This window comes from Pectobacterium zantedeschiae, from assembly GCF_004137795.1.
Taxonomy (GTDB): Bacteria; Pseudomonadota; Gammaproteobacteria; order Enterobacterales; family Enterobacteriaceae; genus Pectobacterium; species Pectobacterium zantedeschiae.
Map to the genome: position 1 here is coordinate 1,796,492 of NZ_NWTM01000001.1, position 24,390 is coordinate 1,820,881.

The window sequence follows — 24,390 nt, forward strand, 5'->3', positions numbered from 1 at the left end:
TCATTAATAGCCTACCTAACCTGCAATGGCATCCCTGTCCTGTGAGAAATTTCTGCTTCTAGCACTGAAAACATGCTTAAAGGCTATCAGGTCTGCTATGAGCGATCTACGGACATTACTAGCATAGCGGTGTATTAATCATCGGGGAGCAGGTCATTTGTTCCACGGTGACGTGTTCATGCTCAAACCTCCTACAATGTGGGAGGTTTAAGTATGATTATCCCTAATGAGCGAGCAGCGGAAGTTATTTCTCTGCTTATCTAAACTGCATAATGCAGTGTAACTATCAGATCATGCTAAAGTATTAGCAAAATACAGGGGTTCTAAAATAAATTCTCTAATCCAGAAGCCATTTTCATAATGAAAACATTTAATAAAAAAGTTAGCGCTTTTCACTTCAGTCCTTTTCGTAATCTGTTTGCTGCTCGCCTTCTTACCGTTCTGGGTAATGGTATTGCACCGATTGCATTAGCGTTCGCAGTACTTGATATTGGCGGGTCGGTATCTGATTTAGGTCTCGTTGTTGCGTCCCGCTCCATCTTTAACGTTGTATTCTTATTGATCGGGGGCGTATTAGCGGACCGCTACTCTCGTAACCAGGTATTGGTATCCTCTTCAGTTATTGCGGCAGTTTCGCAAGCTATTGTCGCATGGTCTGTGCTGGACGGTTCAGCAACTGTGATGAGTCTGGCATTACTTGGAACTTTGAATGGAGCAGCAGCTGGCATCGCATTACCTGCATCCTCAGCGCTGGTCCCCCAAACTGTTCCAGTGCAGAATTTGCGAGCAGCTAATGCATTAATTCAGCTTGGTATTTATGGTGGTACGATTATCGGCACTTCGCTTGGTGGGATCCTAATCAGTTCTGTCGGACCCGGTTGGGGACTGGCAATTGATGCGATAGGTTTCGCAGCCTCTGCACCGCTTTATTTCTTAATTCGCATTACATCAATCAAAGCATGCCCACCATCAGGTAATATCCTGCAGGACTTAAAAGAAGGATGGGAAGAATTCGCAAGCCGAGCTTGGGTATGGGCAATTGTGATCCAATTCACCATTATCAATGCAGCATTTAGTGGCGTAATGATGGTACTTGGCCCTGTGATTGCTGATGCTTCTTTTGGGCGAGCCAATTGGGGAATTATGGTTGCTGCGCAAAGTGTTGGCCTTATGACAGGTTCGTTCTTCGCCCTAAGATGGCGTCCACGACGCGATCTCTTTATTGGTGTAATGCTAGTAGCACTTTGCTCAGTGCCAATTTTTATGCTTAGTCAACCTGCTTCTGCAACGTGGCTTATTGCAGCTTTTTTTATTGCTGGCGTAACTTTCGGTCTATTCGGAGTCTCCTGGGCTCATTCACTACAAACTCATATTCCTCAGGAAAAATTGGCTCGCGTGTACGCCTATGACGCTGTAGGTTCGTTTGTGGCCATTCCCTTCGGTGAACTGGTCGCCGGGCCTCTGGCAATACATTATGGTAGTAGTAATGTGCTTCTGGTTTCAGCGATGGCAGTAGTAATAGCAACTTTAGGAACCTGCCTAGTCCCTGGGATTAGACAACTCGACAATTTTTCACAGGTTAAGTCGCAAAAGGCTACGAGCTCCTCATGACAATACTCAAAAAAATTACAAAATTTGAAATGCAAACTATTGATTGAGACTATATAAGACGATTGAAAATTCCTAAGGAATTAGCATTTTCTGAACTCTTAAACTTCCGCTGTTGGCACTAAGCTGCCCACGGTAACGACTAGGGCAATTATGAGCGAAAAGCAGACGCCAAATATTGTTTGCTGGATTAGTAGGTTGAGGGTCATCGTGTAAAAAAGAACCTCATGGATATATCTATTTGAATTTTATATTATTTAACTAAAAATAAGGGAGTAATTATACTCCCTGCGTTTTTCTAAAATCAGAGCAAACTCATAAATGCTTTCAACTGCCTGCCTTCAGGGTCTGCAAGATCATTAAGTATTCCAAAATGGTCTGCGCCAGGTACAAGGATATGGCTGATATGCTCTCCGTTACTTGCACATACTTCGGCATACGCAGCAGACTGACGCATAAATTCTGGTAACTCCGCCCCTCCTACCGAAATCAGCGTTGGTGCACCTTTACCTATGTGCAATAACGGGCTGTAATCACCGATTTCCCTGGAACTTAATTCCAGCTTATTCTGTAGCCAGCACAGCCTTATAGGCTCCAGATCAACTATTGCGCTGACCATGTGTACACCTGTTACCGCAGGATGCGATCGATACATTGCAGCCAAATGGCCGCCCGCCGAATGCCCACTCAGATAAATTGGACTATCAGCGATGCCAAGTTTGTCCCTATCTGCCGCAAGATGTTCAATGAGCATGCCGATTTCTGCAACTATCTGCGTCATCGTGGCCCCGGGAGCCAGTGAGTATTCAGCAAGAACCACATTCATATTATTTGCAATCGGGCCATCTGCAATGAACGCATGCTCCTCTTTACTACCACTGTTCCAGTAGCCTCCATGTATAAACACATAAGTTGGCGCATTCGGTATTCCACATGGAAGGAAATCATATTGATTGCCGGCTTCCTTACCGTATCGAAGATTACGACACCAGTTGTAGCGTAAATATGCCAGTCTGCTTCTTTCCGCAAATTCGTTCAGAAGTGCAGGAAAGTTTTCAACAACCGCAACTACGTTATAAGCCTTATCCAGTTCTGAACGATCCATTTGTCTGTAAACAAAATTATTCATTTTCCTTTTTTCCTGACTGACAGAGTTAATCGTTATTCAGATGAATTTAATCTCTTCTTTATTCTGAAATAAGTAAAAACATTATTAAATCTAAAGTCTTCCAACTCAAAAATAAATACCGGAATAGTATCGATTCAGATGCAATACGACATCTAATTACTTCACTTCCAGCTTTATCTATTCTTTATTTTTCAACACTGAGTTGTTCCATACAGGCTTATTATTTTCATCAATCATCCAATGGGAGTGGCCTGGTTTGATACAAACACCACCGACCCATCGCTCATGGGATGCATAATTAGGCCAGTAAACCAAACCAGTTAAGGCTTCTCGCCCCAATTGAGTAATCGTCAAAGTGCGTTCAGTCCATTCCTTATGAACGTCGAGTTCAATAAGCAGCGGTTGAACCGTATCAATAAGAGGCCGCATCAAACTATGAAACATCATGTCACCCAGGAATGGAAGTGGTTCGCGTACTCGCGTGATTTCATTAAATACTCTGCGAAAAGACACTGTACCTTTTTCATTTACAATTTCCAAAGCCAGACGTTCAGTCAGAGATAAACCTCCACTAATCGCAGGTAGCTCCTGAAGTTGTCTGAGCAATGCTGGTGCCAGAAACGGTAAGCATTCATGATGACTATGCGCAATATTGGCAAGCTCAACAGGGGAATCACTACAAAAAGCTGACCAGGCTTGCCCGGCCAACTGTATCATTTCTTTATTAACCGGTTTACGCTGAAGCCACAGCCATGCCAGTAGCTCGGGGGCAAGCTGACCAATGCCAATAAATCTGGATACACCAGGTATTCCATCAACCTGTATAAGCTCTAGTTTCGTAGGCAAACGATCAAGTCCAGCCAATAAACGGACGAGGAACAGCTGATCATATGCATCCCCCTCACACCATAAAACGTTGTGGTTATCTCCTTTTAACAACAGGAGACTTTTATACTCTTCTTCAAGTCGGTGTAAGACCTCACTATGTTGTATTCCAAATGTGCGGCTTATATAGAGGCTCCGTATGTTCTTAAATTCATCAAAGTGTAAATTTTGAACAGGCCCTATGCATAAAGGATCGGTCAACGTGCGGAAATGGCCCTTAAAGCCAGCAATTCTTAGGGTGTGCGCAATATCATTGCCGCAGCGCCAATGTGTTGTGAACACTTCGTCGCTAGTTTTGCAATCTGGGTTCCTGGCAGCAAAATTAATTGCATCGACATGAGCTTTAAGTTTCATCCAGCTACTAAAACCAAGCTCTCTGGCAATCAACCATTGAGCATCAGTTAACGTAGGTTTTGAACGAGGATTTCCAGCTAAAAGCTGGGAATAGGATTCTGGTGATGCAGTACCATTTCTTAAATGTCTAAGAAGTTCTTTGGCGAGTTTACGCTGATGGTCCAGATTGATTTTTCCACTTTCTGGCTGCGGTTTATTTTTTGTCGACATACGATCTCCTAATACAAACCTTTTCCGCTCTGAGGTTGGAGTCGTAACAGTGTATTTGAAGAGAAGAACCTGGGCGCAGCCCTTTCCGCGGATGGTGGCGTGGAGAACACCGCAGAAAAATATAACTGATTGAATGTACGTTTACAATAATAGTGCTCACTGATTACCCGCTCTGTTGCCAGTAACCTGCACCCTCAATGATTAGTGCAGTGCAACGTTAGCAATGTCCACTTCCGGTACCGACAGACGGTTAGCTCTCTTTGAACACAGCCCCACTACGCGCAGCCCCTTCGATACTCGCTCTGGCTGAATTCTCCTCGTCGGGAATACCCTGGTAACGACCACCACATGCAACGACTCGCTTAAACCTGCTTTATATAAGCTGCCCTGTTGGTCGTTATTCTGCTGGTTTTGACAGGGTGAGAATATCCTCTTCTTCTGATTCCCCTCACCCACTAAAAGCCATGCGAAGAGATGTTTTTTGCTGGTAAAAATAGGGGTTGTCGTTTTTACCAGCAATAGGCGGGAAACCGTCGTGTCATTGACTGATACCAAGGTAAAAATGCCAAGCATCAGAAAATGAATAACCGCTAATCAGGCAGTAACGCACCTAATACGATGGAAAGGGCTTTTGCTGCATCCAGCAACAGTTGTTGGCTAGCCGCGTCTTCTGGAACAAATCGGCTGGTCGGCCCGGAAATACTCAGTGCCCCCGCTAATTGGTTATCATGTTTAAATACCGGCACTGAAATCGATGAGGTCAACAAACTTGCAGCCTGTAGGCGGTTTAACCCTGCCCCGCTGGAGGTAAATAACCCCTGCCGATAATCCCAATCGGGCGGCACCCCTTGCTCAAACTGGCGCAACACACTGGCAGCAGACGTATCATCCATCGCCAGCAGTGTACCGACGGGCACACTAGATTTAATATGGTGCGGTGAGTCCTGTCGCAACAGGCACATACGGTTAGCGCCATCACGCACATAAAAGGTGCTGCTTTCGAGCGTCGCCGCAGTCAGCTTTTCCAGCACAGGCAACACATGTCGATGCAAATTAAAGGTGCGCTCATAAGCGCACCCCAGTTGGTAAGCTCGTGAACCTAATTCATAACGGCCGTCTGTGCGTTTAAATATGTAATGCTCGGCTTCCAGCGACAGCATATAGCGCATAATCACGCTCTTAAACAGTCCGGTGGCCGCTTCCAGCTCACCTAGCGTGATACCGCCCGGATGGGGAATAAACGCATCCAGAATCGCCAATGTCCTTTTCACCGCTTTGACCGAGCGATCGATATCAGTACTTTTTTCTCGCGACATAACGTTCCATTAATAAGCTAAAACCGCATTGGCAGAACCCATAATGTAACCAAATCAAACCACTCTGCCAATCAACGGACTGTCGCCAAAATACCGGATAACATTCTCCAGCATCCGCTGCTGTTGAGCATGCTGCGCCGATCCGGTATTGGCAGCAATATGTGGTGTCAAAAGAAGGTTCGGTGCAGCGAGTAAGCGTGCAGATATGTCCGGTTCGAACTCATAAACGTCCAGCGCAGCCCCTGCCAACTCTCCCTTTTCCAGCGCCGCGCACAGGGCATTTTCATCGACCAACATACCGCGAGCAATATTAATGAGGCAGCCGTCGATACCGAGTAGACGCAAAATATCAGCGTTGATCACATGATAATTCTCCGGCATGCCGCGCGCAGCGACCACCATAATATCTGCCCACTCCGCTAACGATTCAATGCTGGCGCAATAATGGTAGTCATCCGTTTTTTGGCTGCGGCTATGATAACCAACCGTCATCTGAAAGGCCTGCGCTAGCCTGGCAATCTGACGCCCTATTTCGCCAAGACCATAAATACCAATGCGCTTCCCCTGTAGACCAGACGCAAGCGGATAGCGCTCAACACTGTTGCCCAGCCATTTACCACTACGTAGAAAATGATCGCTGGCGAGGATCTGGCGATTGCTAGCTAGCATCAGGCCAAGGGTAAACTCCGCCACGCTGACGGCATTGGTGCCAGCGGCATTGGTCAGAGCGATACCTTTTTGCTGTAAATAGTCAGCGTCGACAAATTCAATACCGGAACCATAACAACAGACTAGTTTTAAATTTGGCAGCGCATCGATCAGCGTACGCGAAGTGGGAATGCTGCTCATGGTTAACAACACTTCAGCAGACTCTGCTCCGGTGGGCAGCCCGCTGCCATCCATCACATTTAACGGGCCAAGCAGGTGGCAGTGTTCAGACAGCTGTGCGACCAGCGTGGCGGGAAGCATGCGCGTCATCAGTACATTTTTCTTCATTATTCTTTATTCCCGGTTGTCACTGTCGAATGTGTTGTTTTACGTTGCAACACCCCCCACTGCACGGCGAGGAAGATCGCTAGCATCACTGCCATCAGTAGAAAGGTCAGCGAAATGGTGCCGACGGAAGCCAGTAACCCCACTAGCAGGTTGCCCAGCGGCATGGTGCCCTGAAAGGACATACCGTACAGCCCTACCACACCACCGCGTAGTTCGGGGGGGCTGTAGTGCTGCAAGGTCGAGTTAATCATGGTGGAGAAAAACGTGAGTGACAGCCCCAGCAGCAGAAAACCGCTACAGGTCAATAATGGCAGTGAGGAATAGGCAATACCGCCAAGCGCCACTACCGCTGACCAAGGGGCGATTTGCAGCCAGCGCACCAGTCGTTGATGAGAGATCCGCGATGAAATCAACAACGCCGCCAGCAATGAACCGACTCCGGCACTGGTGAAAAACCAGCCGGTATAGCGTGCCGTATCATGGAACGTCGCCGCCGCCAGCACCGGGATCAGCGACTGGTAAGAACCGGCAAAAATCCCCAGCATCGCCAACATCGGCAGGAAGCGCATAGCAAAGTGATCATTGCGCACATAACGCAACGCGCTGCGCATACCACCACCGCGTCGAGCAGTACTTCCGCTTTCCACCACCCGCATACTGCGTACGGCAAACTGCATGGTGACCAACCCACAGAGCGAAATGCAAAATCCCGCCGCTGCGCCGTAGTGGTTAAAACTCCATGCCGCAATCGCAGGGCCAAACATCCGGCCCAGATTGAACACCATCGTATTCATGGCAACAGCGTTATACATCAACGATTTATCTTGCAGACTGCTGGTCAGCAAGAGCTGCCGCGTCGGCAACTCCATTGATGCCACACAGCCCGCTACCGCCGCCATCAGCAAGATAAACAGCGGGCTGATAAAGTGAAACAGCACGCTGGCCAGCAGTAGGCTGCTGACGATCATCGACAGGCACAAAATCTTCTGCATGATATTTTTTACCCGTCCGGGCGTCAGGCGACTACCAAACAGCAGAGGCACAATCAACGCCGGACAATAGAGCAAAAAATTCAGTACACCGAGTAACCATGGCGAGTGACTTAACTGCCATAGCAACAAATTGAGCGTGACGTTTTGCGTCCATAAACCGACAATGGATGCCGCCTGTCCCATCAGGTATCTGCGCATCATCGGTTCTTTAAAGACCGGAAAAGTACCTGCCAGCATCATGCGACATCCATCCCCAAGAGTGAATTATTTCAGGCTACGGCAGAAGCGTTGAATACGCTCGCAGGCCGCTTCTAACTGCGCCATCGATGCGGCATACGACAGACGGAAATTCGGTGCCACACCAAACGCGTCGCCATGTACCAGTGCCACCCCTTCGCTCTCCAGCAGTGCCTCAACAAAGTCTTTATCACTGCGGATCACCTGCCCCTGTGGTGTGGTTTTATTCAATACGCCAGCACAGGAGGGATAGACGTAGAACGCGCCCTGCGGTGTCTGGCAACGCAGACCCGGTGCCTCATTCAGCGCAGCAACCACATAGTCGCGGCGGGCGACAAAACTGGCACGCCACTCCGCGAGGAACGCCTGCGGCCCGGTTAGCGCCGCCACAGCAGCCCATTGCGACATTGATGACACGCCCGAAGTGGTCTGGCTCTGAATGGTTTCCATCGCTTTAATCAACGCCTCCGGGCCCGCACCATAACCAACACGCCAGCCGGTCATCGCATAGGCTTTCGATACCCCGTTAATCACCAACGAACGTTCGATCAACCTCGGTTCGATCTGCGGGAAGGTAAAGAACTGGCTGTCGTCATACACCAGTTTTTCGTAGATATCATCGGCCATTACCCAGACATGCGGATGGCGTAGCAGAACATCAGCGAGTGCGCGCAGCTCCTGCTGGCTGTACACCGCCCCAGAAGGGTTTGACGGGGAATTAAACAGCAACCACTTGGTTTTCGGCGTGATCGCCTGCTCAAGGCTGTCCGCCGTCAGTTTGTAGCCCCGCTCTTCACTGGTGGATACCGTTACCGGAACCCCGCCACACAGCGATACCATTTCTGGATAAGATACCCAGTAAGGTGCTGGAATAATCACTTCATCACCTGGATTAAGGGTCGCCATCAGGGCATTGGAAATGATTTGCTTCGCGCCATTGGAAACAATAATTTGCTTGCTGTGATATTCCAGTTGATTATCAACACGGAATTTATTCACCACCGCCTCGCGTAATGCCGGAATACCTGCAATGGGCGGGTACTTGGTTTCGCCATTCTGTAGCGCTTGCCAGGCGGCCTGTTTAATATGCTCCGGCGTATCAAAATCCGGCTCGCCGGAACTGAGGGCAATCACATCTTTACCCTGTGCTTTCATATCACGGGCGCGCTGGCTGGCAGCATTGCTGGCCGAGGGTTTAATCCGATCAAGGGTATGAGAGAGCATCTTCATCTGGGTGTCCTGTCAGTGGCGAATATCGGCGACAAATTTTTGTGCGCGTGGATGTTGGGGTTGATGGAAAAAGTGTTCAGGAGTGGCGCGCTCAATAATTTCTCCGCGATCCATAAAAATCACACGGTCGGCCACATCGCGAGCAAAGCCCATCTCATGGGTGACACACACCATGGTCATGCCCTCTTTACCGAGTTGCTTCATGACCTGTAATACTTCGCCAACCATTTCTGGATCGAGGGCGCTGGTCGGTTCATCGAACAGCATTACCGGTGGTTTCATCGCCAATGCACGCGCAATAGCCACACGCTGCTGCTGGCCGCCAGACAGTTGATGCGGATACGACTGTAGTTTGGTCGTCAGCCCCACCTTATCCAGCAGCGCAGTAGAAACTTCGTCAGCCTCGCGCTTACTGGTTTTGCGTACCCGGCGCTGCGCCAGAGTGACGTTCTGCAATACAGTCAGATTGGGAAACAGATTGAACTGCTGGAACACAAAACCGATGTTGCTACGAAACTGGTTCAAATCGATGCCTTGCTCACGGCTGTCGATACCATCGACCAGAATTCTGCCGTGCTGGATCTCTTCCAGCCGATTGATGGTGCGGATCAGCGTGGATTTACCCGACCCCGACGGGCCGCACACCACAACCACTTCCCCTTTTGCCACCTGCTCACTGACACTGTTCAGCACCTTGTGCGGGCCATACCATTTTTCGACATTTTCAAATGTTAACATCCGTTATCTCCTACAACTTAACTTGGCGTTTTCGCTGAATCATGTGTTCCAATTTTCCGACGACGCGCGTCAGGGAAAAACAGATGATGAAATAGATAATCGCTAGTACCGCAAATACCTGTAGGGGTTTGGTTAATTCCAGAGTATTAATCTGATAGGCAGAATAAGTGAGCTCAGCAACACCAATGACATATCCTAGTGAGGTATTTTTAATCAGGTTAATAAACTGATTAAGAATGCTGGGAATCATGGTAAATAATGCCTGCGGCAAAATAATATACAGCATGGTTTGTGAATAACTGACACCCAGCGTTCTTGCGGCTTCAATTTGTCCACGCGGCACCGATTTAATACCCGCACGAACAATTTCACCGAGAAAAGCCATCTCATAAATAATTAACGCCACAATCAGCGTCTTAACACCAGAAATAGAATGACCGGAGATTAATGGCACAGCAAAATAGGACCAGAAAACCAGCATCAATACTGGCAAGCCACGTACTACGTTGCTGAATAGCGTGACCGGCAGCCAGATAATTTTAAACTTACTGGTGCGGGCAATACCGATAATAACGGCGAGAGGAAAAGCACAAATTAATCCGGTGGCAGCAATAAACAAGGTCAATGCCAACCCGCCGATGGGCCCATGTGGATAACTGCCAGTCAGCAGCAAATTATGGTAGTTGGAGACAATGGCTAACATATCGTTCATTTAGCGGCTCCCGGTGCGAAAGATAAAACGGTCATAAGCCGCGCCAACGCTGACAATCAGCAATGAACCCATCAGGTAAATCACGGAAATAATGGCGAAGGCTTCAAACGTGCGAAACGTCTCATTCTCGATCTGTTTCGCGGCATAGGTCAGTTCTGCCACACTGATCGCCATCGCCAGACTGGTGGCTTTGTACAGCGCCAGCGACTGCCCGAGCAGCGGCGGAATTGACACCCTAATTGACTGCGGCAATATCACATCACGCATTGCCTGCAAGAAAGTCAGCCCCAGAGCACGGCAGGCTTCCATTTGTCCGCTGGCGATGGAACGCAGCCCGCTGCGCAAATCCTCCGACATAAAGGCCGCGCTATTCAGCGTTAACGCTACATAAGCAAAAAAGAATTCGCTGCCATGTTGGTTGACCCATTCCGACCAGCTATAGGGCAGCACAGCGGATAAGCCGAAATACCACAGCAATAACTGCACCAGCGCCGGAACATTACGGTGATATTCCACATAACAGACAACAAACCACCGCAGTGGAGCAATACTGGATATCCGCATCGATGCCAGCAACAACGCTAATATAAAACCAGAAATCAGGCTGAGGAAAAATAACCCCAGTGTGGTTTCCAGCCCTGAGATAATCCACTGCAAATACTGACCTTGCAGTAATGTCATTGGGTCAAAACTTACCATTAGACTTAACTCCCTGGTGCAGGCTTAACAAAAATAAAATAAGCAGCCACCATCACAGAAATGATTTATTTCTGCGTTCACTATTTTGCCGCGCCAGGCGGTGACGCGGCATATATATTGCGAATGGTTATATTACTGCAGACTTTTTTTCACTTGCTCAATAGTTTCTAATTTATGTTCACGCTTAATTTTATAAACGGTATCTGCACCGAGCCATTTATTCCAGATAGTATCCAGCTCGCCGTCCTGTTCCATTTTTTCCAACGCGCTATTCACTGCGGTAAGAAACTCGGGTTCATTTTTACGGATGCCTAACGCATTAGGCTCCCAGGCAATCGCCTGATCGATAAACGCATATTTACCTTTACCAGCCTGTAAATAACGTACACCCGAGGTTTGAGAAAAGGCCTGTCCACTGATTTTACGTTGCTCCATCGCCAAAAAAGCGGATGGTGAATCGTGGTAAGTCACAACGTCAATTTTCGGGAAGGATTTACGCAACCAATATTCAGAAGTCGAACCTGAGGTCATCCCAACACGTTTGCCATCCAGATCTGCCAGACTTTTATAACCTGCGGCAACGGGTGCCAGCACTTTTAACGGCACCTGAAAATGTGATGAGGTGAAATCAATTTGCTTCTCACGTTCGGTGGTGTAGCCCAGCGCGGCAGAAAGAATATCTACCCGGCCAATCTGCAATTCTGGAATACGTGCTTCAACTGACAGGCTCTTTTGCACCATTTTTACCCCCAGTTGATCTGCCAGTCCCTGACAGATATCCACATCGAAGCCGACCACTTTCAGGGTTTTTGCATCGGTAAAGCCCAGAGGTTCGGTCGTAGACAACGTGCCACACACCAGTTCACCACGCGTTTTAATATCGGCAAGTTGATTCGCGGAAGCTGCCCCGGAGATACCGAGCAGTCCCAACACTAACGCCGCCAGCGTACTGGCCGTTTTGGGTTGCATAACAGAGCTTGTTGCATTTCTGACCACAGGTAAATCCTCCAGGGTAAATACAAGGGAGAAAGCCGTTTCGGGCTGTCAGTACCACATCTTAATACCAACGCAAATGCGATCTGCATTTTCATAATGGCATTATGAATTTAACGATACTTAAACGATGCATAAACAATGCCACTCTGGAAAACCCCATTAGCGAGATGACAAAAATATTTTAAATTCAAATTCTTAATTAATTCTTTCGTAACGAGGAGAGCATGAATTCTGACAAAGCAGAAATGTGATCTTCTGCACTCTTTCAGTGAAGGGTGTTCCATGATGGTGAAAAAATATCATTTTGTGGCAATAAATGAGCGGCGATCGGAGAAAACAGAATTGGCAACATTGGCCAACGTGAAGCGGCATTAACCTAACGACAACACAAGTGACACCTCACAAAGAGATGACAGCCCACATGTAAATGTGAATCGGCATCAGCCAAAGGCAGAGCATCAGGCTTTCTTCTTACTCTGCGGCACTTTTCGATTGGCTGCGCAGCTCACCTTTTCACGCGTCTGCCCCCTTCTGTGCGTGACCTCAATGAGTTTCCTGAAGGTTGGGCATTCCATATGCGATGGTGCAGAACAATCAGCAACATGTCGCAGCGTGTCACGCAATACCCGCAGTTCATGGATTTGCCGATCGATGTCGTCGGCCTTCTGATGAAGCGCGGTACGAGGCAAATCTGGCGTCCCATTTTTGTTAAACATGCCAGCAATTTCCTGAAGTGAGAACCCCGCCGATTTCCCCATCGTAATCAGTCTGAGTTGCAGCAGTACATCTTCAGAAAACTGCCGCCGAAGCCCGTGCCTGGATACCGAAGCAATCAACCCAATCTCTTCGTAATAACGCAGCGCTGAAGGCTTGATTCCGCTCTTCTCAGAGACCTCGCCAATATCCAGAAATTTCATACTTGACCTCAAGTCGACTTTACTTTGTAGCATGCTCTGGAACCCACATTCTGACAAGGATAAAAAATGGTAATTAACCGCTCAGACGAACCGGAGAAGAGCAACACGGGGATCACTATCACGCTGGCACTGTCGATACTGTCGGCCTCTCTGGGAACCAGTATTGCCAATATTGCCCTTCCAACACTGACTGCGGCATTTTCTGCGCCATTCACACAGGTACAGGCCGTCGTCATCGCCTATCTTGCAGCCATGGCGATCTCAGTTGTCATCGCAGGCCACCTTGGCGATCGTTATGGGCTGAAGTCCGTTTTCATTGCAGGCCTTGCGCTCTTTGCTGTCGCTTCGCTGCTGTGTGCCATTGCACTCCATTTGTGGCAACTTATCGGGGCAAGAGCACTTCAGGGGATTGGCGCGGCTTTTCTGATGACGCTCGGTATGGCGCTGTTGAGGCAAACTGCCGGTGAGAAGCATATCGGACGCGCGATGGGAGTACTGGGAACGGTATCCGCACTGGGCACTGCGCTTGGCCCTTCTGTTGGGGGGATCCTACTTACGGTAGCGGGATGGCGTAGCCTATTCTGGGTACAGATCCCGCTGGTGGCGATCGTCCTGTTTCTGGCTTTCACCCTACTGCCAGCCACACCGGTAAAGGAAAAGGCTGCACTCTCAGGAGGATCGCCGTTTTGGAATACGACACTGTTACCGAATCTCGCGATCAATGCAGCCGTCACCTCCGTTATTATGACGACGTTAATCGTCGGTCCTTACTATCTTGGTTCGAGTCTGGGATTGAAGGAAACGCTGGTAGGACTGGTGATGGCCATTGGCCCTGCCGTTGCAACCGTTAGCGGGATTCCATCAGGGAGGCTGGTCGATATCTGGGGATTTGGGCGAGCGCTCACCGCCGGACTCTCCCTCGTGGTGGCAGGCACCTTTATGCTGGCGACCTTGCCTACTCTGTTCGGTGTCATGGGTTATATCCTTGCCATTATTGTCCTGACGCCAGGCTACCAGCTATTCCAAGCGGCAAACAACACCGCCACCCTTGCCAATATTCCTGGAAACCAGCGCGGAACGGTCTCTGGCCTGCTTAACCTGTCACGCAACATTGGGCTAATTGCCGGTGCCTCAATCATGGGACAGGCCTTCGCGTTAGGAGTCGGAACAGAAGATTTTCCCCATGCAACGCCCGCGGCCCTCGATAACGGGATGCGGTTAACCTTTTCTCTGTCTGGCGGAATGATACTTGCCGTCCTTGCATTCACTCACCTGCCGAGGTGGATTGCGTGGGCTCGCTCAGCCAAATCTCAGGGGAAGTGATTATGTAAAAATAGAAGCTTAACCGCCTATTCCGACGGCTTATGGTGGCGCGACGCGACCTTAGCAAGATCAGATAATACGGCAGTTGCCTCATCTAAACGCTCGGGGACGAGTTTGTAGAACACCCAGTTCTTGATGCGTTTCGATGTGACAATTCCGGCTTTCGATAGATATTGAAGATGGCCGGTGACGGTCGGTTGGCTCAGACCGATTTTCTCAGTGATAAACCCCACGCATACCCCGTCCTTAACCAAATCGCCATCCTGCTGTTCCGGGAAATGTGCTCGAGGATCGGCCAACCATTCCAGAATGATGAGCCGCTGCTCATTGCCGAGCGCACGTAGTAGGTCGGCTGCTGTTGCTGCATACTTGTTCATATAGCCAAATACCTATATAGTCATTTCCATATATAGCGGATAGGGAAATACTATGACAAGCAAACACCAAAGAGCAACCGACACTATCACATTGAAAGATATTTACACTGCCTCTCAGCAGATTAAAACAACGATATGCAGAACGCCGCTAGAGCACTCGCAGGAATTATCCGCCCTTGTTGGCGCGGAAATTCGGCTCAAGATGGAAAACCTCCAGCAAACCGGTAGCTTCAAGCTACGGGGCGCGGCAAACGTTCTTGCCAATCTTGATGCAGAACAGCGCCGCGCTGGCGTCATCGCCCCAACGGCAGGAAATCACGGACTCGGACTCGCCTATGCCGGACACGTAGCAGGCATCCCCGTAACCATATTTTTGCCACGCTCAGCAGACCCGATGAAGGTCGCGGCCATGAAAGATTGTGGGGCCCGTATTTCATTTTTTCATGACATCGAAGAAGCAAGGCAAGCAGCAATAGCAGCAGCGCAACAGTCTGGTGCCACCTTCGTTTCGGCTTACGACAATCCGCATATGATTGCAGGTGGCGGCACCGTCGGCCTTGAGATTATGGAAGACTGGGTAGATGCGGAGATCATTCTGGTGAATATCGGCGGTGGCGGGCTCGCCTCAGGGATTGCGACGGCAGCCAAAGCAATCAACCCCGCGATTGAAGTATGGGGCATACAAAGTGAAGCCAGCCCGACTTTCGCCCGTTGGAAGGAGGCCGGTGAAACGCTTCCCGTCGATCTGGCGCCCTCCATCGCTGAAGGCGTTAGCGGCTATATTGAGCCCAGTGCGATGACCTGGCCGCTGGTTCGTGACCGTGTCGATCTTGTGCTCACGGTATCAGAAGCTGAAATCAAAGCCGCGATGCTATCAATGCTCGAACTTCACCGTCATGTTGTCGAACCTTCGGGAGTGCCAGCCATCGCGGGCGCTATTCGCTACGCTAGCGAGATTAGGGGACGAAAAACCGTCTGTGTTGTCACTGGCAGGAACATTTCGAGCTCACGCTATCTCACTCTGCTTAATGAGGCAGCGGCCAGTGTGGATAAGTAGGATGTCCAAGTGCCCTCTTCGCGGCCAAAATACGTGAAGGCATTACAGCATAAACTCGTAATGAGAGCCGTCCGGCAGTTCGACGTCAAGGCGTAGCTTACTCCCGGTCGCCTCAACATAGCGTTTGAGTGTGGAAAGTTTCAGATCGCGACCGGGTTTCTCCATTACCGCCACGGTCGGCTGCTTTAATCCAAGCGTCTGCGCCATTTCTACTTGCGTTTTTTGCACTCTCTCACGCAGTTCAGCAAGGTGAATGTTGAGCAACATATCTGCTGCTATAGCATGAGCATCAATGACGACCTCTGGTTTCTCATCCGCAAGAAGCTGTTCCAGCGTTCTCCCCATGGCATTACTCCTTTTTCTCTATTTTTCCAGATAATTGGTGAATTCTCGATCGGCAAACGGGATCATCTCATCGTAAAAGCGCTTTTCATTACCAGACTTATTACCCGCACAGAGCAGGATCCCTCTACGATGTGGGTCGAAAGCAAAAAATGCTCGTATCGGCACCCCTCGGCTCTGAATGCGCAGCTCTTTCATGTTGCTATAGCGGGAACCTTTGACCGTATCAGCATAAGGTCGAGGTAGCATGGGCCCCTTTTCCCGTAGCACAATAAGTGCTGCAAGCACACAAGCTCGATCTATATCGTTTAATGCGCTTAACCAGCGATCAAACGCGTCCGTCGTTTCAATTCTCCACACAAATCCCCCTTACGAATATAGATTAAATGCTATATAGCAGTAAAGCTATAATTGGGATTATGAAGTGACAGTAGACGATATGCTCAGGCCAGTGAGAGAAACCGGAAAAGGTATTCCAACACTTCTGTGGGGATAAAATGAAATGACTATCATCGTGCGAGCAAGGTCGCACGATAAGGTGATATTTAGCGTGGAGAGGCCAATTGATTAAGAGTCAAATGGTCGTTCAGGCATCGCGTTGTCTGGCCTGACGGCGAGAGCGGCAAATTTCGGCATGGTTTTTATCGGCCCACTGAATCAACAACTGCATGGGTTGCAAAAAGGAGTGCCCTAATGACGTTAGCGTGTATTCCACGCGCGGGGGGACTTCCGCATAAATCGTCCGATGAATAAAGCCATCAGCCTCTAAGCGCTTTAGCGTGCGTGACAACATCTGACGTGAAATATCGTCGATATGGCGACTCAATTCGTTAAAACGCAGTGTCTTTTCCGCCAGCGCTTCCAGTATTAACAAGCTCCACCGATCGCCGATGCGATCCAACACATCACGGATCGGACAAGGATGGTCAAACGCCGCCTCATCGTGGTTTTCAACTGGCGATGTTTGCTGGCTAACCGTGTCGTCGATGGTTGTGTCATTAGTCATTGTTGTGTGACCTGGTTGCATACCGGTGACTTCTTGTTGGGAGAAAGTCGGCAATGTACCATCCAGATTGTCTATAGTCTATTTTTGTCACTTAGTCCCAAAACAAGAAAATAAGGAGTTCACATGTCACATATCGCTCTCATTGGCGCCTCAGGCGAAGCGGGTTCACGCATTCTTAAAGAGTTATCCGATCGCGGACATACGATCACCGCGATTGCACGTTCACCAGAAAAGATTGCCTCACTGCCGCACGTCACCGCTAAACAAGGCGACGCGCTGGACAAAGAGGCACTGGTCGCCTTATTCAAGGGACATGATGTGGTAGTCAGCGCCGTTAAATTTGGCTCGTCCGATCCCGCAACCCTGATCGCCGCCGTTAAAGCCGCAGGCGTAAAGCGCTATCTGGTCGTCGGCGGTGCGGGAAGCCTTGAAATTGCGCCGGGTCAGCGTCTGATCGACCAGCCGGATTTTCCTGATGCTTATCGCCCCGAAGCCTCTCGTGGTGCCGCCTTCCTTGAATTATTAAAGAAAGAAAAAGATCTCGATTGGTCGTTTCTCTCACCATCCGCCGAATTTGTTCCAGGCAAGCGCACCGGCACGTTCCGCCTGGGCAAAGATGCACTGCTGAGTAACGATAACGGCAGCAGCATCTCCTTCGAAGATTATGCCGTCGCACTGGTTGATGAAATTGAGACTCCGGCACACTCTCGCCAACGCTTTACCGTCGGCTATTAAGCTCTGATGACGAGCCGCACATTGGCCGATTTCCTTCAGCAGTGTGCGGCGTTATATCGCTATGAGGTAGAGATAGAACAGAACGGTATCAGCGAACGGCGTGAGTTTGTTATGGTGTTGGCTTAACTCGCTCTCTTTTCATGCATAAGGAGTTTTTGAATGGCTACGTCTCCAACCTATGTGCCTCCAAAAGTCTGGCAGCCCGCGTCCTCCGGCGGTGCTTTCGCCAATATTAACCGCCCGATAGCCGGCCCGACGCACGAAAAAGCACTGCCCGTTGGCAAGCACCCGCTTCAGCTTTACTCGCTGGCGACGCCAAACGGCGTGAAAGTGACGATCATGCTGGAAGAACTGCTCGCGCTGGGCCACTCGGGTGCGGAGTACGATGCCTGGCTGATTAAGATAGGCGATGGAGATCAGTTCTCTAGCGGATTTGTCGACATCAACCCAAACTCCAAAATCCCCGCATTACTTGACCAAAGCGGCGACAAACCGATTCGCGTGTTCGAATCTGGCTCCATTCTGGTCTATCTGGCTGAGAAATTTGGGGCACTGCTGCCAGGCGATCTCGCCACGCGTACTGAAACCCTGAATTGGCTTTTCTGGCAGATGGGTTCCGCCCCTTACGTTGGCGGTGGATTCGGGCACTTCTACGCCTATGCGCCGGAAAAATTTGAATACCCAATCAACCGCTTTACGATGGAAACCAAGCGCCAATTGGATGTGCTCAACCGTCGATTGGCAGAGAGTCGTTATCTGGCTGGCGATAGCTACACAATTGCCGATATCGCCGTCTGGCCGTGGTATGGCGGACTCGTGCAGAACGCGCTTTACTCCGCGGGGGAGTTCCTGTCCGTGCATGAATACACGCATGTGAAACGCTGGGCCGATGAGATTGCCGCGCGTCCGGCAGTGATTCGTGGCAGGAAGGTAAACCGTACCTGGGGTGAAGAGTCTGAGCAGGCCGCCGAGCGCCATCAGGCATCCGATCTGGATTAATCTTCTGCCGCCTGTCAATCAGTGCAGGCGGCATTCCCATTCATCTTTAGTGCTCTTTCCTTTCTGATGTACGGTTATCAGCCAATCTATTTTCCATGGTCTCGATACCCATCTGCCGCGAGGCATACCACCAGCTCAGCAGGGCTCCTATCGCACAGGCGGTTAATAACATGACTGGCGGAAGCAGCGTGCCGTCATGCACAACGCCCATCATCACGCCTGCGCCTCCACCGAAAACATACTGTAATACGCCGAGCAGCGAGGAAGCTGACCCCGTCTGACCGGGTGCGGTATTCATCGCCACCGCCACCACATTGCCGAACACCAGACTCAGGAAGCTCATGGTCAGGAACAGCAATGCCGTAACGATCCACAACGACGTCATGCCTGCCAGCAGAACGCCGGATAACACCAGCCCTCCGGCAACATGCAGAGCGATCCCGATTGGCAAGATTTGATATTCACGCCAGCGGTTGAGCAGAAAGATATTGATTTGCCCCATCGCCACCATGCCAAGCGCATTTGACGCAAAAATATAGCTGTAGGTCGTTGGCGAAAGCTGGAAATATTCAATAAAAATGAAGGCAGATGCACCAATATAGGTAAACAGGCCGCCCATCACGAAAGAGCCTGAAAGCGTATAGCCCATGAATTTTTTCTGCCGTAGTAACACGGCATAGCCGGTTAAAGCAGAAAGCATGCCACCACCGACGCGGTCACGCCGCGGAAGGCTTTCAGGCACACAACGCCAGGTGGCAAACAGCATTACGATGCCAACAACCGTCAGCACCCAGAAAATAGCTGACCAGCCCAGCGAACCGAGCAGAACACCGCCCAATGGCGGCGCGATGATCGGCGCTATCGCCATCACCTGCATGAGCAGCGAGAACACTTTTGCGGCATCACGCTCCGAGTACAAATCTGCCACGATAGCGCGCGGAATAACCAGTCCAGCTGCACCACCGAGGCCTTGCATCAGACGGAAGAAGACAAACCCCGATAGCGTGGAAGCATGGGCAATAAATAAGGAAGAAAGAGAAAATAGCACAATGCCCAGCAGCAGCGGCCCTTTTCGGCCATAGCGATCGGTCAACGGCCCATAGACTAGTTGACCAAGCGCCAGCCCGATCAAAAAGACCGACAGCGAGGTCTGCATTCCCGCTGCATCCGCGCCAATATCCTGCTGGATCGCGGGAAAAGCCGGGAGATACATATCAATCGACATGGCATCAAACGCGCATAGGATGCCTAAAATGCCGATGAGAACAAAACTGCGCGACGCCAATAAAGACGAATCAGACATCGATAACACCTCAAAAATAGACCACGTAAACATGAATAACCGACAGCAATGGGAGTGCGAATCGGATAAGATGCGCATTGCCGAACGCAATATATGACTGAGCAGTCGAAAATACAAGGTAATGTGATGGCGCGCAAAAAAACCATTGAAAACGATCTGATTCTGGATGCAGCGGAAAAGGTACTGCTGCGCGATGGCGTGCATCGTTTTACGTTGGATGCCGTTGCCGTAGAAGCGGGCATTAGCAAAGGTGGGCTGGTTTACAGCTTTCCTAGTAAGGACCTGTTGATCATGACCATGCTGTCGCGTGAACTTGCCCGCTTTGAGCAGGAAGCACAGCAACAAACCGCACGCTATAGCGGCCAACCTCATGCCGATGTACTCGGCCATATTACTGCGATTGCTCAGGAAGAAGAGGAAACAACATCGCGTGCCGTTGGCCTGCTCACCGCGCTGGTTCATTCCCCTGCAATGTTGGAACCCGTACGGGAATTTTATCGTACCAGATTGGATCGGTTACGTGATGCCACGCCGACAATGCAACGTATCCGCCTGGCTTTTCTCGCCACAGAAGGCATTTTCCTATTACAAGGGCTGGGTTTTGTGACGTTAGATCGCGAGGAACGGCAGGCCATGCTTAGTGATGCCAAATCCTTGTTCCAATCGGACGATGCTACAGCGACACATACATCTACCGCACACACCATTACAGCTCTTCACGCTACGCAGCCTGCGTTTTCCTCACGAGAAATGCCAGCGATTCCCGCTGGCGAAACCAACTCAGAACAGGCAATCGCCTGGCTGGCGGAAAAAGGCGTCACGCCAAGCGGTGCGGGGTTAAAAACCGTACATTCGCGCGCGGCTCACATTATTGAAACCGCCACGGATCTCATCAAACGTGATGGTATTGGTGCATTAACACACCGCGCCGTCGCGCATGACGCTCATGTACCGTTAGGATCAACCACCTACCACTTTACTAGTCTGGACGACATCCTGAATGCCGTCATGATTAGCGCCATTGCCCTATTTCGCGATGATATGTTTAGCTGGTTTCTCCGACGTCGTCACGACGACCCATGCGATGTCCTGACTGATTTTGTCATGCGTGGCATTGAGGATATTGATGAGCTGACACACGAGTATGAACTTTTTACCGCCGCCATTTCACGCCCTTCCCTGCGCCCCATCGCGCTCGAATGGTCTAACACCGTTATCGCTATCATCAAAGTCGTCGCTCCCGATAGCGCCGCACTTCCGTTGGGTACGCTGTTGAACGGCTTCTTCATCCGTGCACTGCTGGAAAAACATGAGCGTACTCTACCGCGCGATCTGGTCTATCAGGCGGTTTCAGCGCTGTATAACGCCTTCCGCTAAGCTTGCAGAGAAACCGTTTTAGTCCCTCTACGGTTCCATTTTCCCTTCTCGTTACCGGCCCTTACAATAAAAACTGTACATATGTACTACCTCTATGAACCAATCAAGCGCAATCACTCTCGCCTGCATTCATAGACGCGGGATTAAATCGGGAGCAGCTAAACAGGTGGCAACGAAAAAAATCGGCCTCTGCCCTCTCCCGCAAAGGAGGAGGCAAAGGCCGAATGTGTAATACGGCAGTGCGACTAATTAACGGCTGACTTTTGCTTTATTCAGCACAGTTTGGATCGCCGTCGACAGTTCATTGATTTCGAATTTCGCGACGTAAGCATCTGCACCAACATTACGTACGTGATCTTCGTTCGCGCTACCAGAAAGTGAAGAGTGAATCACAACGGGGATATTCTTCAGGAATTCTTCACGCTTGATATTTCTGGTCAGCGTAAAGCCATCCATTTCCGGCATTTCCAAATCGGTCAGGACAAGCGAGATTTTATCCGAGATAGGTCGCCCTTCTGATTGCGCTTCTTGTGCAATCTGCCGAATCTTGTTCCAGGCATCCTGTCCAGTGATGTGCATACTAAACGGAATGCCCATCTGAGTTAGCCCCTGTTCAAGCAGCGAACGAGCGACCTTGGAGTCTTCCGCCACAATCGCAATCGCGCCTGGCGTATAGGGATAAACTTTCTCTTCTGAATTTTTGAGCTTGGTTTCGCGATCGCCAGGAATAATATCAAACAGAATCTGTTCAACATCCAGCACCAGAGCTAGACGGTTACTGTCTTTGTCGTTATCAAGGCGTGCAATACTGGTGATATAGGAGCTACTCACGCCCGCTTCAGCGGTCAGAACCTGGCTCCATTCCAGACGAACGATATCGTCTACCGATTCCACTGCGAATGCCTGCGTACTACGCGCATACTCAGTAATAAGGAGAATATTTAGGCCCGTATCCGGTGCACTGCCGACCACAGCAGGAAGATCGATAACGGGAATGATTTGCCCACGAATGTTGACCATGCCCAGCATCGGCGATTTCATGCCAGCCGCTTTGGTCAACGTAGGCATTGGCACAATCTCACGCAGTTTAAATACGTTGATGCCAAACAGCTCAGATTTGCCACCTTCAGGTGATTTGCCCAACTGGAATAATAAGAGTTCGAATTTATTAGCAGAGGTAAGGTTTGTTCTCTCATCAATCTCTTTTTGAAAATTATCCATGCTTTCCTCAGTGCGAGTCATTTATAGGTATAGCGTAATCAGGCAACATTCGAGATGTGAGTAAACATGAACTAACATCTGGCCGCTCCACTGTACGTGATAGTCGTGTTCTTCAATCTTATCCAGCGTCAAACGTAAAATATTTGTTAGTTGTGTCAACCTCATCATCCAACGATGGCAATCATCGGACCAGTAGACGGATATCAACCCTCTCAGTATAACGGTCGGCTCGCATCCTTTAAGGCGCAGATAACATTCCCTGAACCATTAATATCGGCAGAACTTGCCAACACCTTATCCCAAATCGTGACAGAAATGTTGCCCGAGAAGAAAACCTTACGCCGATCTCGATACACAGGCACATCACCGCCGGTAAAAACGGGAGAAAGACAAGAAAAGCACGACAATGAGCACAGAAAGAAGACGGCGATTGATAAGGGAAAACGGATTATTTACTATCCAACGCCGAATCACAGGCGTTGCTATCCGTTCGTCACAGGAAGGCCAGCGTGTAGGTAATGTGAAGTATGATGAGGAAGCTGCTTTTAGGGCGCATGGCTTGATACCATGCACCCTAAATTCAGTAGACAGAACAGGAACAAAATTATGGGTAATTCCCTGGGTTGGCAAATCAATTTGTAACAATTATTTTTAAAATTTACTTTTTTAAATTTTTTTATAAATTGCCCTGTTCATGAAAAAATTATAAGTGATATCATGGAGTAACAGTAGTTAGACTTAGGTATAGGTCGGCACTATACTTTTATGACATCATCTATATCATGGGTACATTCTCGCTTTTTATTGAGGTCGTTACATGTCTGTATTTTGCTCTGACAATGAAATTATCAATAACACGATAAAAAGCTATCTCAGCCGAAAGTTAAAGCAGTATGGCGACCTGAAATACGCCTATATGATCATGAATAAGAAGAATCCGTCCCAGGTTGTGATCATCTCAAATTACCCGCAGGAATGGGTTAATACCTACAAAGAAAACAACTATCAGCATATTGATCCCGTTATTTTAACAGCGATAAATAAAGTCTCGCCGTTCTCTTGGGAAGATAATATCGTTATTAATTCTAAGCTAAAGTTCTCCAAGATTTTTAATCTGTCAAAAGAGTACGATATTGTTAATGGCTACACCTTTGTCTTGCATGACAACAATAATAATCTTGCAGCACTATCGATTATGTTTGAAGAACATGTACCAACGGATATGGAAAGTATTGTTGAAGGAAACAAAGACAAACTGCAAATGCTGCTCATTACTACCCATGAGAAAATCACCACGCTTTACAAAGAGATGACACAAAATACTCAGAGCAAAAAACAAGGCGACAAAGAGATTTTTTCTCAGCGTGAAAACGAAATTCTTTACTGGGCCAGTATGGGAAAAACCTACCCGGAAATTGCGCTGATTCTGGATATAAAAATCAGCACCGTGAAATTCCATATTGGTAATGTGGTAAAGAAACTAGGCGTTCTGAATGCCAAACATGCCATAAGACTGGGCGTGGAATTACAGCTCATCAAACCTGAGCCCTTATAATCGCTAGCGCATCTATTTCACCTGACACATCGGTACAGTGAGATAGACGCATACTCGTCTGCTGCACGTTCCACAA

Annotated in this window: 24 protein-coding genes; 7 read left to right on the top strand and 17 right to left on the bottom strand. The window is 49.2% G+C overall.

Going from position 1 to position 24,390, the window contains the following annotated elements:
- Positions 1-360: 360 nt before the first annotated feature.
- Complete coding sequence (locus CLR69_RS08255) at positions 361-1,611, top strand: MFS transporter (RefSeq protein WP_129713241.1); 1,251 nt, start codon at positions 361-363, stop codon at positions 1,609-1,611.
- 301 nt (positions 1,612-1,912) lie between these two features.
- On the opposite strand, the gene CLR69_RS08260 is transcribed toward CLR69_RS08255, so the two are convergent.
- From CLR69_RS08260 to CLR69_RS08310, 11 genes are all read right to left on the bottom strand, one after another.
- Complete coding sequence (locus tag CLR69_RS08260) at positions 1,913-2,737, bottom strand: alpha/beta hydrolase (protein WP_197730538.1); 825 nt, start codon at positions 2,735-2,737, stop codon at positions 1,913-1,915.
- 177 nt (positions 2,738-2,914) lie between these two features.
- Positions 2,915-4,186 carry a DUF1835 domain-containing protein gene (locus CLR69_RS08265; RefSeq protein ID WP_129713242.1) on the bottom strand — a complete coding sequence of 424 codons (1,272 nt, stop codon included), beginning with the start codon at positions 4,184-4,186 and terminating at the stop codon, positions 2,915-2,917.
- Between the two features lie 590 nt (positions 4,187-4,776).
- The gene (locus CLR69_RS08270) at positions 4,777-5,502 is read right to left on the bottom strand and encodes an IclR family transcriptional regulator (RefSeq protein WP_129704044.1); all 726 of its coding nucleotides are present in this window, start codon (positions 5,500-5,502) and stop codon (positions 4,777-4,779) included.
- 54 nt (positions 5,503-5,556) lie between these two features.
- Positions 5,557-6,498 (bottom strand): NAD(P)-dependent oxidoreductase, encoded by a 942-nt coding sequence (locus tag CLR69_RS08275; protein ID WP_242451572.1) that lies wholly within the window; start codon positions 6,496-6,498, stop codon positions 5,557-5,559.
- Positions 6,498-7,730, bottom strand: coding sequence for an MFS transporter (locus tag CLR69_RS08280; RefSeq protein ID WP_129713243.1), 1,233 nt, complete (start codon positions 7,728-7,730; stop codon positions 6,498-6,500). Before CLR69_RS08280 ends, CLR69_RS08275 begins: the two co-directional genes overlap by 1 nt.
- A gap of 24 nt (positions 7,731-7,754) precedes the next feature.
- The gene (locus CLR69_RS08285; protein WP_129713244.1) at positions 7,755-8,957 is read right to left on the bottom strand and encodes a pyridoxal phosphate-dependent aminotransferase; all 1,203 of its coding nucleotides are present in this window, start codon (positions 8,955-8,957) and stop codon (positions 7,755-7,757) included.
- 12 nt (positions 8,958-8,969) lie between these two features.
- Positions 8,970-9,695 (bottom strand): amino acid ABC transporter ATP-binding protein, encoded by a 726-nt coding sequence (locus CLR69_RS08290; protein ID WP_129713245.1) that lies wholly within the window; start codon positions 9,693-9,695, stop codon positions 8,970-8,972.
- A 10-nt stretch (positions 9,696-9,705) separates the two neighbouring features.
- Positions 9,706-10,407 (bottom strand): amino acid ABC transporter permease, encoded by a 702-nt coding sequence (locus tag CLR69_RS08295; RefSeq protein ID WP_129713246.1) that lies wholly within the window; start codon positions 10,405-10,407, stop codon positions 9,706-9,708.
- On the bottom strand, positions 10,408-11,106 hold the full coding sequence (locus CLR69_RS08300) for an amino acid ABC transporter permease (protein WP_165346009.1): 699 nt from the start codon (positions 11,104-11,106) through the stop codon (positions 10,408-10,410).
- A gap of 132 nt (positions 11,107-11,238) precedes the next feature.
- Complete coding sequence (locus tag CLR69_RS08305) at positions 11,239-12,075, bottom strand: transporter substrate-binding domain-containing protein (RefSeq protein ID WP_129713247.1); 837 nt, start codon at positions 12,073-12,075, stop codon at positions 11,239-11,241.
- 485 nt (positions 12,076-12,560) lie between these two features.
- Positions 12,561-13,019 (bottom strand): helix-turn-helix domain-containing protein, encoded by a 459-nt coding sequence (locus CLR69_RS08310; RefSeq protein WP_129713248.1) that lies wholly within the window; start codon positions 13,017-13,019, stop codon positions 12,561-12,563.
- A 66-nt stretch (positions 13,020-13,085) separates the two neighbouring features.
- Between CLR69_RS08310 and CLR69_RS08315 the strand changes: the two genes are divergently transcribed.
- Complete coding sequence (locus CLR69_RS08315) at positions 13,086-14,342, top strand: MFS transporter (RefSeq protein ID WP_129713249.1); 1,257 nt, start codon at positions 13,086-13,088, stop codon at positions 14,340-14,342.
- Positions 14,343-14,368: 26 nt separating this feature from the next.
- Here CLR69_RS08315 and CLR69_RS08320 read toward each other — a convergent pair whose 3' ends face one another.
- The gene (locus CLR69_RS08320; protein ID WP_129704029.1) at positions 14,369-14,719 is read right to left on the bottom strand and encodes an ArsR/SmtB family transcription factor; all 351 of its coding nucleotides are present in this window, start codon (positions 14,717-14,719) and stop codon (positions 14,369-14,371) included.
- Between the two features lie 52 nt (positions 14,720-14,771).
- On the opposite strand from CLR69_RS08320, the gene CLR69_RS08325 reads away from it, so the two are divergent.
- Positions 14,772-15,776: a threonine ammonia-lyase gene (locus tag CLR69_RS08325; protein ID WP_129713250.1), complete on the top strand. Its 1,005-nt coding sequence runs from the start codon at positions 14,772-14,774 to the stop codon at positions 15,774-15,776.
- 42 nt (positions 15,777-15,818) lie between these two features.
- Here CLR69_RS08325 and CLR69_RS08330 read toward each other — a convergent pair whose 3' ends face one another.
- The 3 genes from CLR69_RS08330 to CLR69_RS08340 all read right to left on the bottom strand — a co-directional run bounded on the left by CLR69_RS08330 (position 15,819) and on the right by CLR69_RS08340 (position 17,145).
- Positions 15,819-16,121 (bottom strand): helix-turn-helix domain-containing protein, encoded by a 303-nt coding sequence (locus CLR69_RS08330; RefSeq protein WP_129713251.1) that lies wholly within the window; start codon positions 16,119-16,121, stop codon positions 15,819-15,821.
- Between the two features lie 18 nt (positions 16,122-16,139).
- Positions 16,140-16,478 carry a type II toxin-antitoxin system RelE/ParE family toxin gene (locus CLR69_RS08335; RefSeq protein ID WP_129713252.1) on the bottom strand — a complete coding sequence of 113 codons (339 nt, stop codon included), beginning with the start codon at positions 16,476-16,478 and terminating at the stop codon, positions 16,140-16,142.
- Positions 16,479-16,704: 226 nt separating this feature from the next.
- Entirely contained in the window at positions 16,705-17,145 is a 441-nt protein-coding gene (locus CLR69_RS08340; protein ID WP_129713253.1) for a winged helix-turn-helix transcriptional regulator, read from the bottom strand.
- A 102-nt stretch (positions 17,146-17,247) separates the two neighbouring features.
- Here CLR69_RS08340 and CLR69_RS08345 point away from each other — a divergent pair, with 102 nt between their 5' ends.
- Both CLR69_RS08345 and yghU read left to right on the top strand, forming a co-directional pair.
- Positions 17,248-17,859, top strand: coding sequence for an NAD(P)-dependent oxidoreductase (locus tag CLR69_RS08345; protein ID WP_129713254.1), 612 nt, complete (start codon positions 17,248-17,250; stop codon positions 17,857-17,859).
- Between the two features lie 159 nt (positions 17,860-18,018).
- Positions 18,019-18,858 (top strand): glutathione-dependent disulfide-bond oxidoreductase, encoded by an 840-nt coding sequence (yghU, locus tag CLR69_RS08350; RefSeq protein WP_129713255.1) that lies wholly within the window; start codon positions 18,019-18,021, stop codon positions 18,856-18,858.
- 46 nt (positions 18,859-18,904) lie between these two features.
- Here the strand turns inward: yghU and CLR69_RS08355 are convergent, their stop codons facing one another.
- Positions 18,905-20,161 (bottom strand): multidrug effflux MFS transporter, encoded by a 1,257-nt coding sequence (locus CLR69_RS08355; protein ID WP_129713256.1) that lies wholly within the window; start codon positions 20,159-20,161, stop codon positions 18,905-18,907.
- 93 nt (positions 20,162-20,254) lie between these two features.
- On the opposite strand from CLR69_RS08355, the gene CLR69_RS08360 reads away from it, so the two are divergent.
- Positions 20,255-21,538, top strand: coding sequence for a TetR/AcrR family transcriptional regulator (locus CLR69_RS08360; protein WP_129713257.1), 1,284 nt, complete (start codon positions 20,255-20,257; stop codon positions 21,536-21,538).
- A gap of 249 nt (positions 21,539-21,787) precedes the next feature.
- Here CLR69_RS08360 and CLR69_RS08365 read toward each other — a convergent pair whose 3' ends face one another.
- Positions 21,788-22,759: a chemotaxis protein gene (locus CLR69_RS08365; protein WP_129704016.1), complete on the bottom strand. Its 972-nt coding sequence runs from the start codon at positions 22,757-22,759 to the stop codon at positions 21,788-21,790.
- 817 nt (positions 22,760-23,576) lie between these two features.
- Between CLR69_RS08365 and CLR69_RS08370 the strand changes: the two genes are divergently transcribed.
- Positions 23,577-24,314 carry a LuxR family transcriptional regulator gene (locus CLR69_RS08370; protein WP_129713258.1) on the top strand — a complete coding sequence of 246 codons (738 nt, stop codon included), beginning with the start codon at positions 23,577-23,579 and terminating at the stop codon, positions 24,312-24,314.
- Positions 24,315-24,390 lie beyond the last annotated feature (76 nt).

Excerpts from the sequence above, each read along its gene's own strand:
- yghU (WP_129713255.1), top strand. The coding sequence starts at position 18,019 with ATGGCTACGTCTCCAACCTATGTGCCTCCAAAAGTCTGGCAGCCCGCG.
- CLR69_RS08255 (WP_129713241.1), top strand. The coding sequence starts at position 361 with ATGAAAACATTTAATAAAAAAGTTAGCGCTTTTCACTTCAGTCCTTTT.
- CLR69_RS08270 (WP_129704044.1), bottom strand. The coding sequence starts at position 5,502 with ATGTCGCGAGAAAAAAGTACTGATATCGATCGCTCGGTCAAAGCGGTG.
- CLR69_RS08280 (WP_129713243.1), bottom strand. The coding sequence starts at position 7,730 with ATGATGCTGGCAGGTACTTTTCCGGTCTTTAAAGAACCGATGATGCGC.
- CLR69_RS08325 (WP_129713250.1), top strand. The coding sequence starts at position 14,772 with ATGACAAGCAAACACCAAAGAGCAACCGACACTATCACATTGAAAGAT.
- CLR69_RS08275 (WP_242451572.1), bottom strand. The coding sequence starts at position 6,498 with ATGAAGAAAAATGTACTGATGACGCGCATGCTTCCCGCCACGCTGGTC.
- CLR69_RS08300 (WP_165346009.1), bottom strand. The coding sequence starts at position 11,106 with ATGGTAAGTTTTGACCCAATGACATTACTGCAAGGTCAGTATTTGCAG.
- CLR69_RS08265 (WP_129713242.1), bottom strand. The coding sequence starts at position 4,186 with ATGTCGACAAAAAATAAACCGCAGCCAGAAAGTGGAAAAATCAATCTG.
- CLR69_RS08320 (WP_129704029.1), bottom strand. The coding sequence starts at position 14,719 with ATGAACAAGTATGCAGCAACAGCAGCCGACCTACTACGTGCGCTCGGC.
- CLR69_RS08355 (WP_129713256.1), bottom strand. The coding sequence starts at position 20,161 with ATGTCTGATTCGTCTTTATTGGCGTCGCGCAGTTTTGTTCTCATCGGC.
- CLR69_RS08310 (WP_129713248.1), bottom strand. The coding sequence starts at position 13,019 with ATGAAATTTCTGGATATTGGCGAGGTCTCTGAGAAGAGCGGAATCAAG.
- CLR69_RS08295 (WP_129713246.1), bottom strand. The coding sequence starts at position 10,407 with ATGAACGATATGTTAGCCATTGTCTCCAACTACCATAATTTGCTGCTG.
- CLR69_RS08365 (WP_129704016.1), bottom strand. The coding sequence starts at position 22,759 with ATGGATAATTTTCAAAAAGAGATTGATGAGAGAACAAACCTTACCTCT.
- CLR69_RS08340 (WP_129713253.1), bottom strand. The coding sequence starts at position 17,145 with ATGCAACCAGGTCACACAACAATGACTAATGACACAACCATCGACGAC.
- CLR69_RS08290 (WP_129713245.1), bottom strand. The coding sequence starts at position 9,695 with ATGTTAACATTTGAAAATGTCGAAAAATGGTATGGCCCGCACAAGGTG.
- CLR69_RS08345 (WP_129713254.1), top strand. The coding sequence starts at position 17,248 with ATGTCACATATCGCTCTCATTGGCGCCTCAGGCGAAGCGGGTTCACGC.
- CLR69_RS08305 (WP_129713247.1), bottom strand. The coding sequence starts at position 12,075 with ATGCAACCCAAAACGGCCAGTACGCTGGCGGCGTTAGTGTTGGGACTG.
- CLR69_RS08315 (WP_129713249.1), top strand. The coding sequence starts at position 13,086 with ATGGTAATTAACCGCTCAGACGAACCGGAGAAGAGCAACACGGGGATC.
- CLR69_RS08370 (WP_129713258.1), top strand. The coding sequence starts at position 23,577 with ATGTCTGTATTTTGCTCTGACAATGAAATTATCAATAACACGATAAAA.
- CLR69_RS08260 (WP_197730538.1), bottom strand. The coding sequence starts at position 2,737 with ATGAATAATTTTGTTTACAGACAAATGGATCGTTCAGAACTGGATAAG.
- CLR69_RS08285 (WP_129713244.1), bottom strand. The coding sequence starts at position 8,957 with ATGAAGATGCTCTCTCATACCCTTGATCGGATTAAACCCTCGGCCAGC.
- CLR69_RS08360 (WP_129713257.1), top strand. The coding sequence starts at position 20,255 with ATGACTGAGCAGTCGAAAATACAAGGTAATGTGATGGCGCGCAAAAAA.
- CLR69_RS08330 (WP_129713251.1), bottom strand. The coding sequence starts at position 16,121 with ATGGGGAGAACGCTGGAACAGCTTCTTGCGGATGAGAAACCAGAGGTC.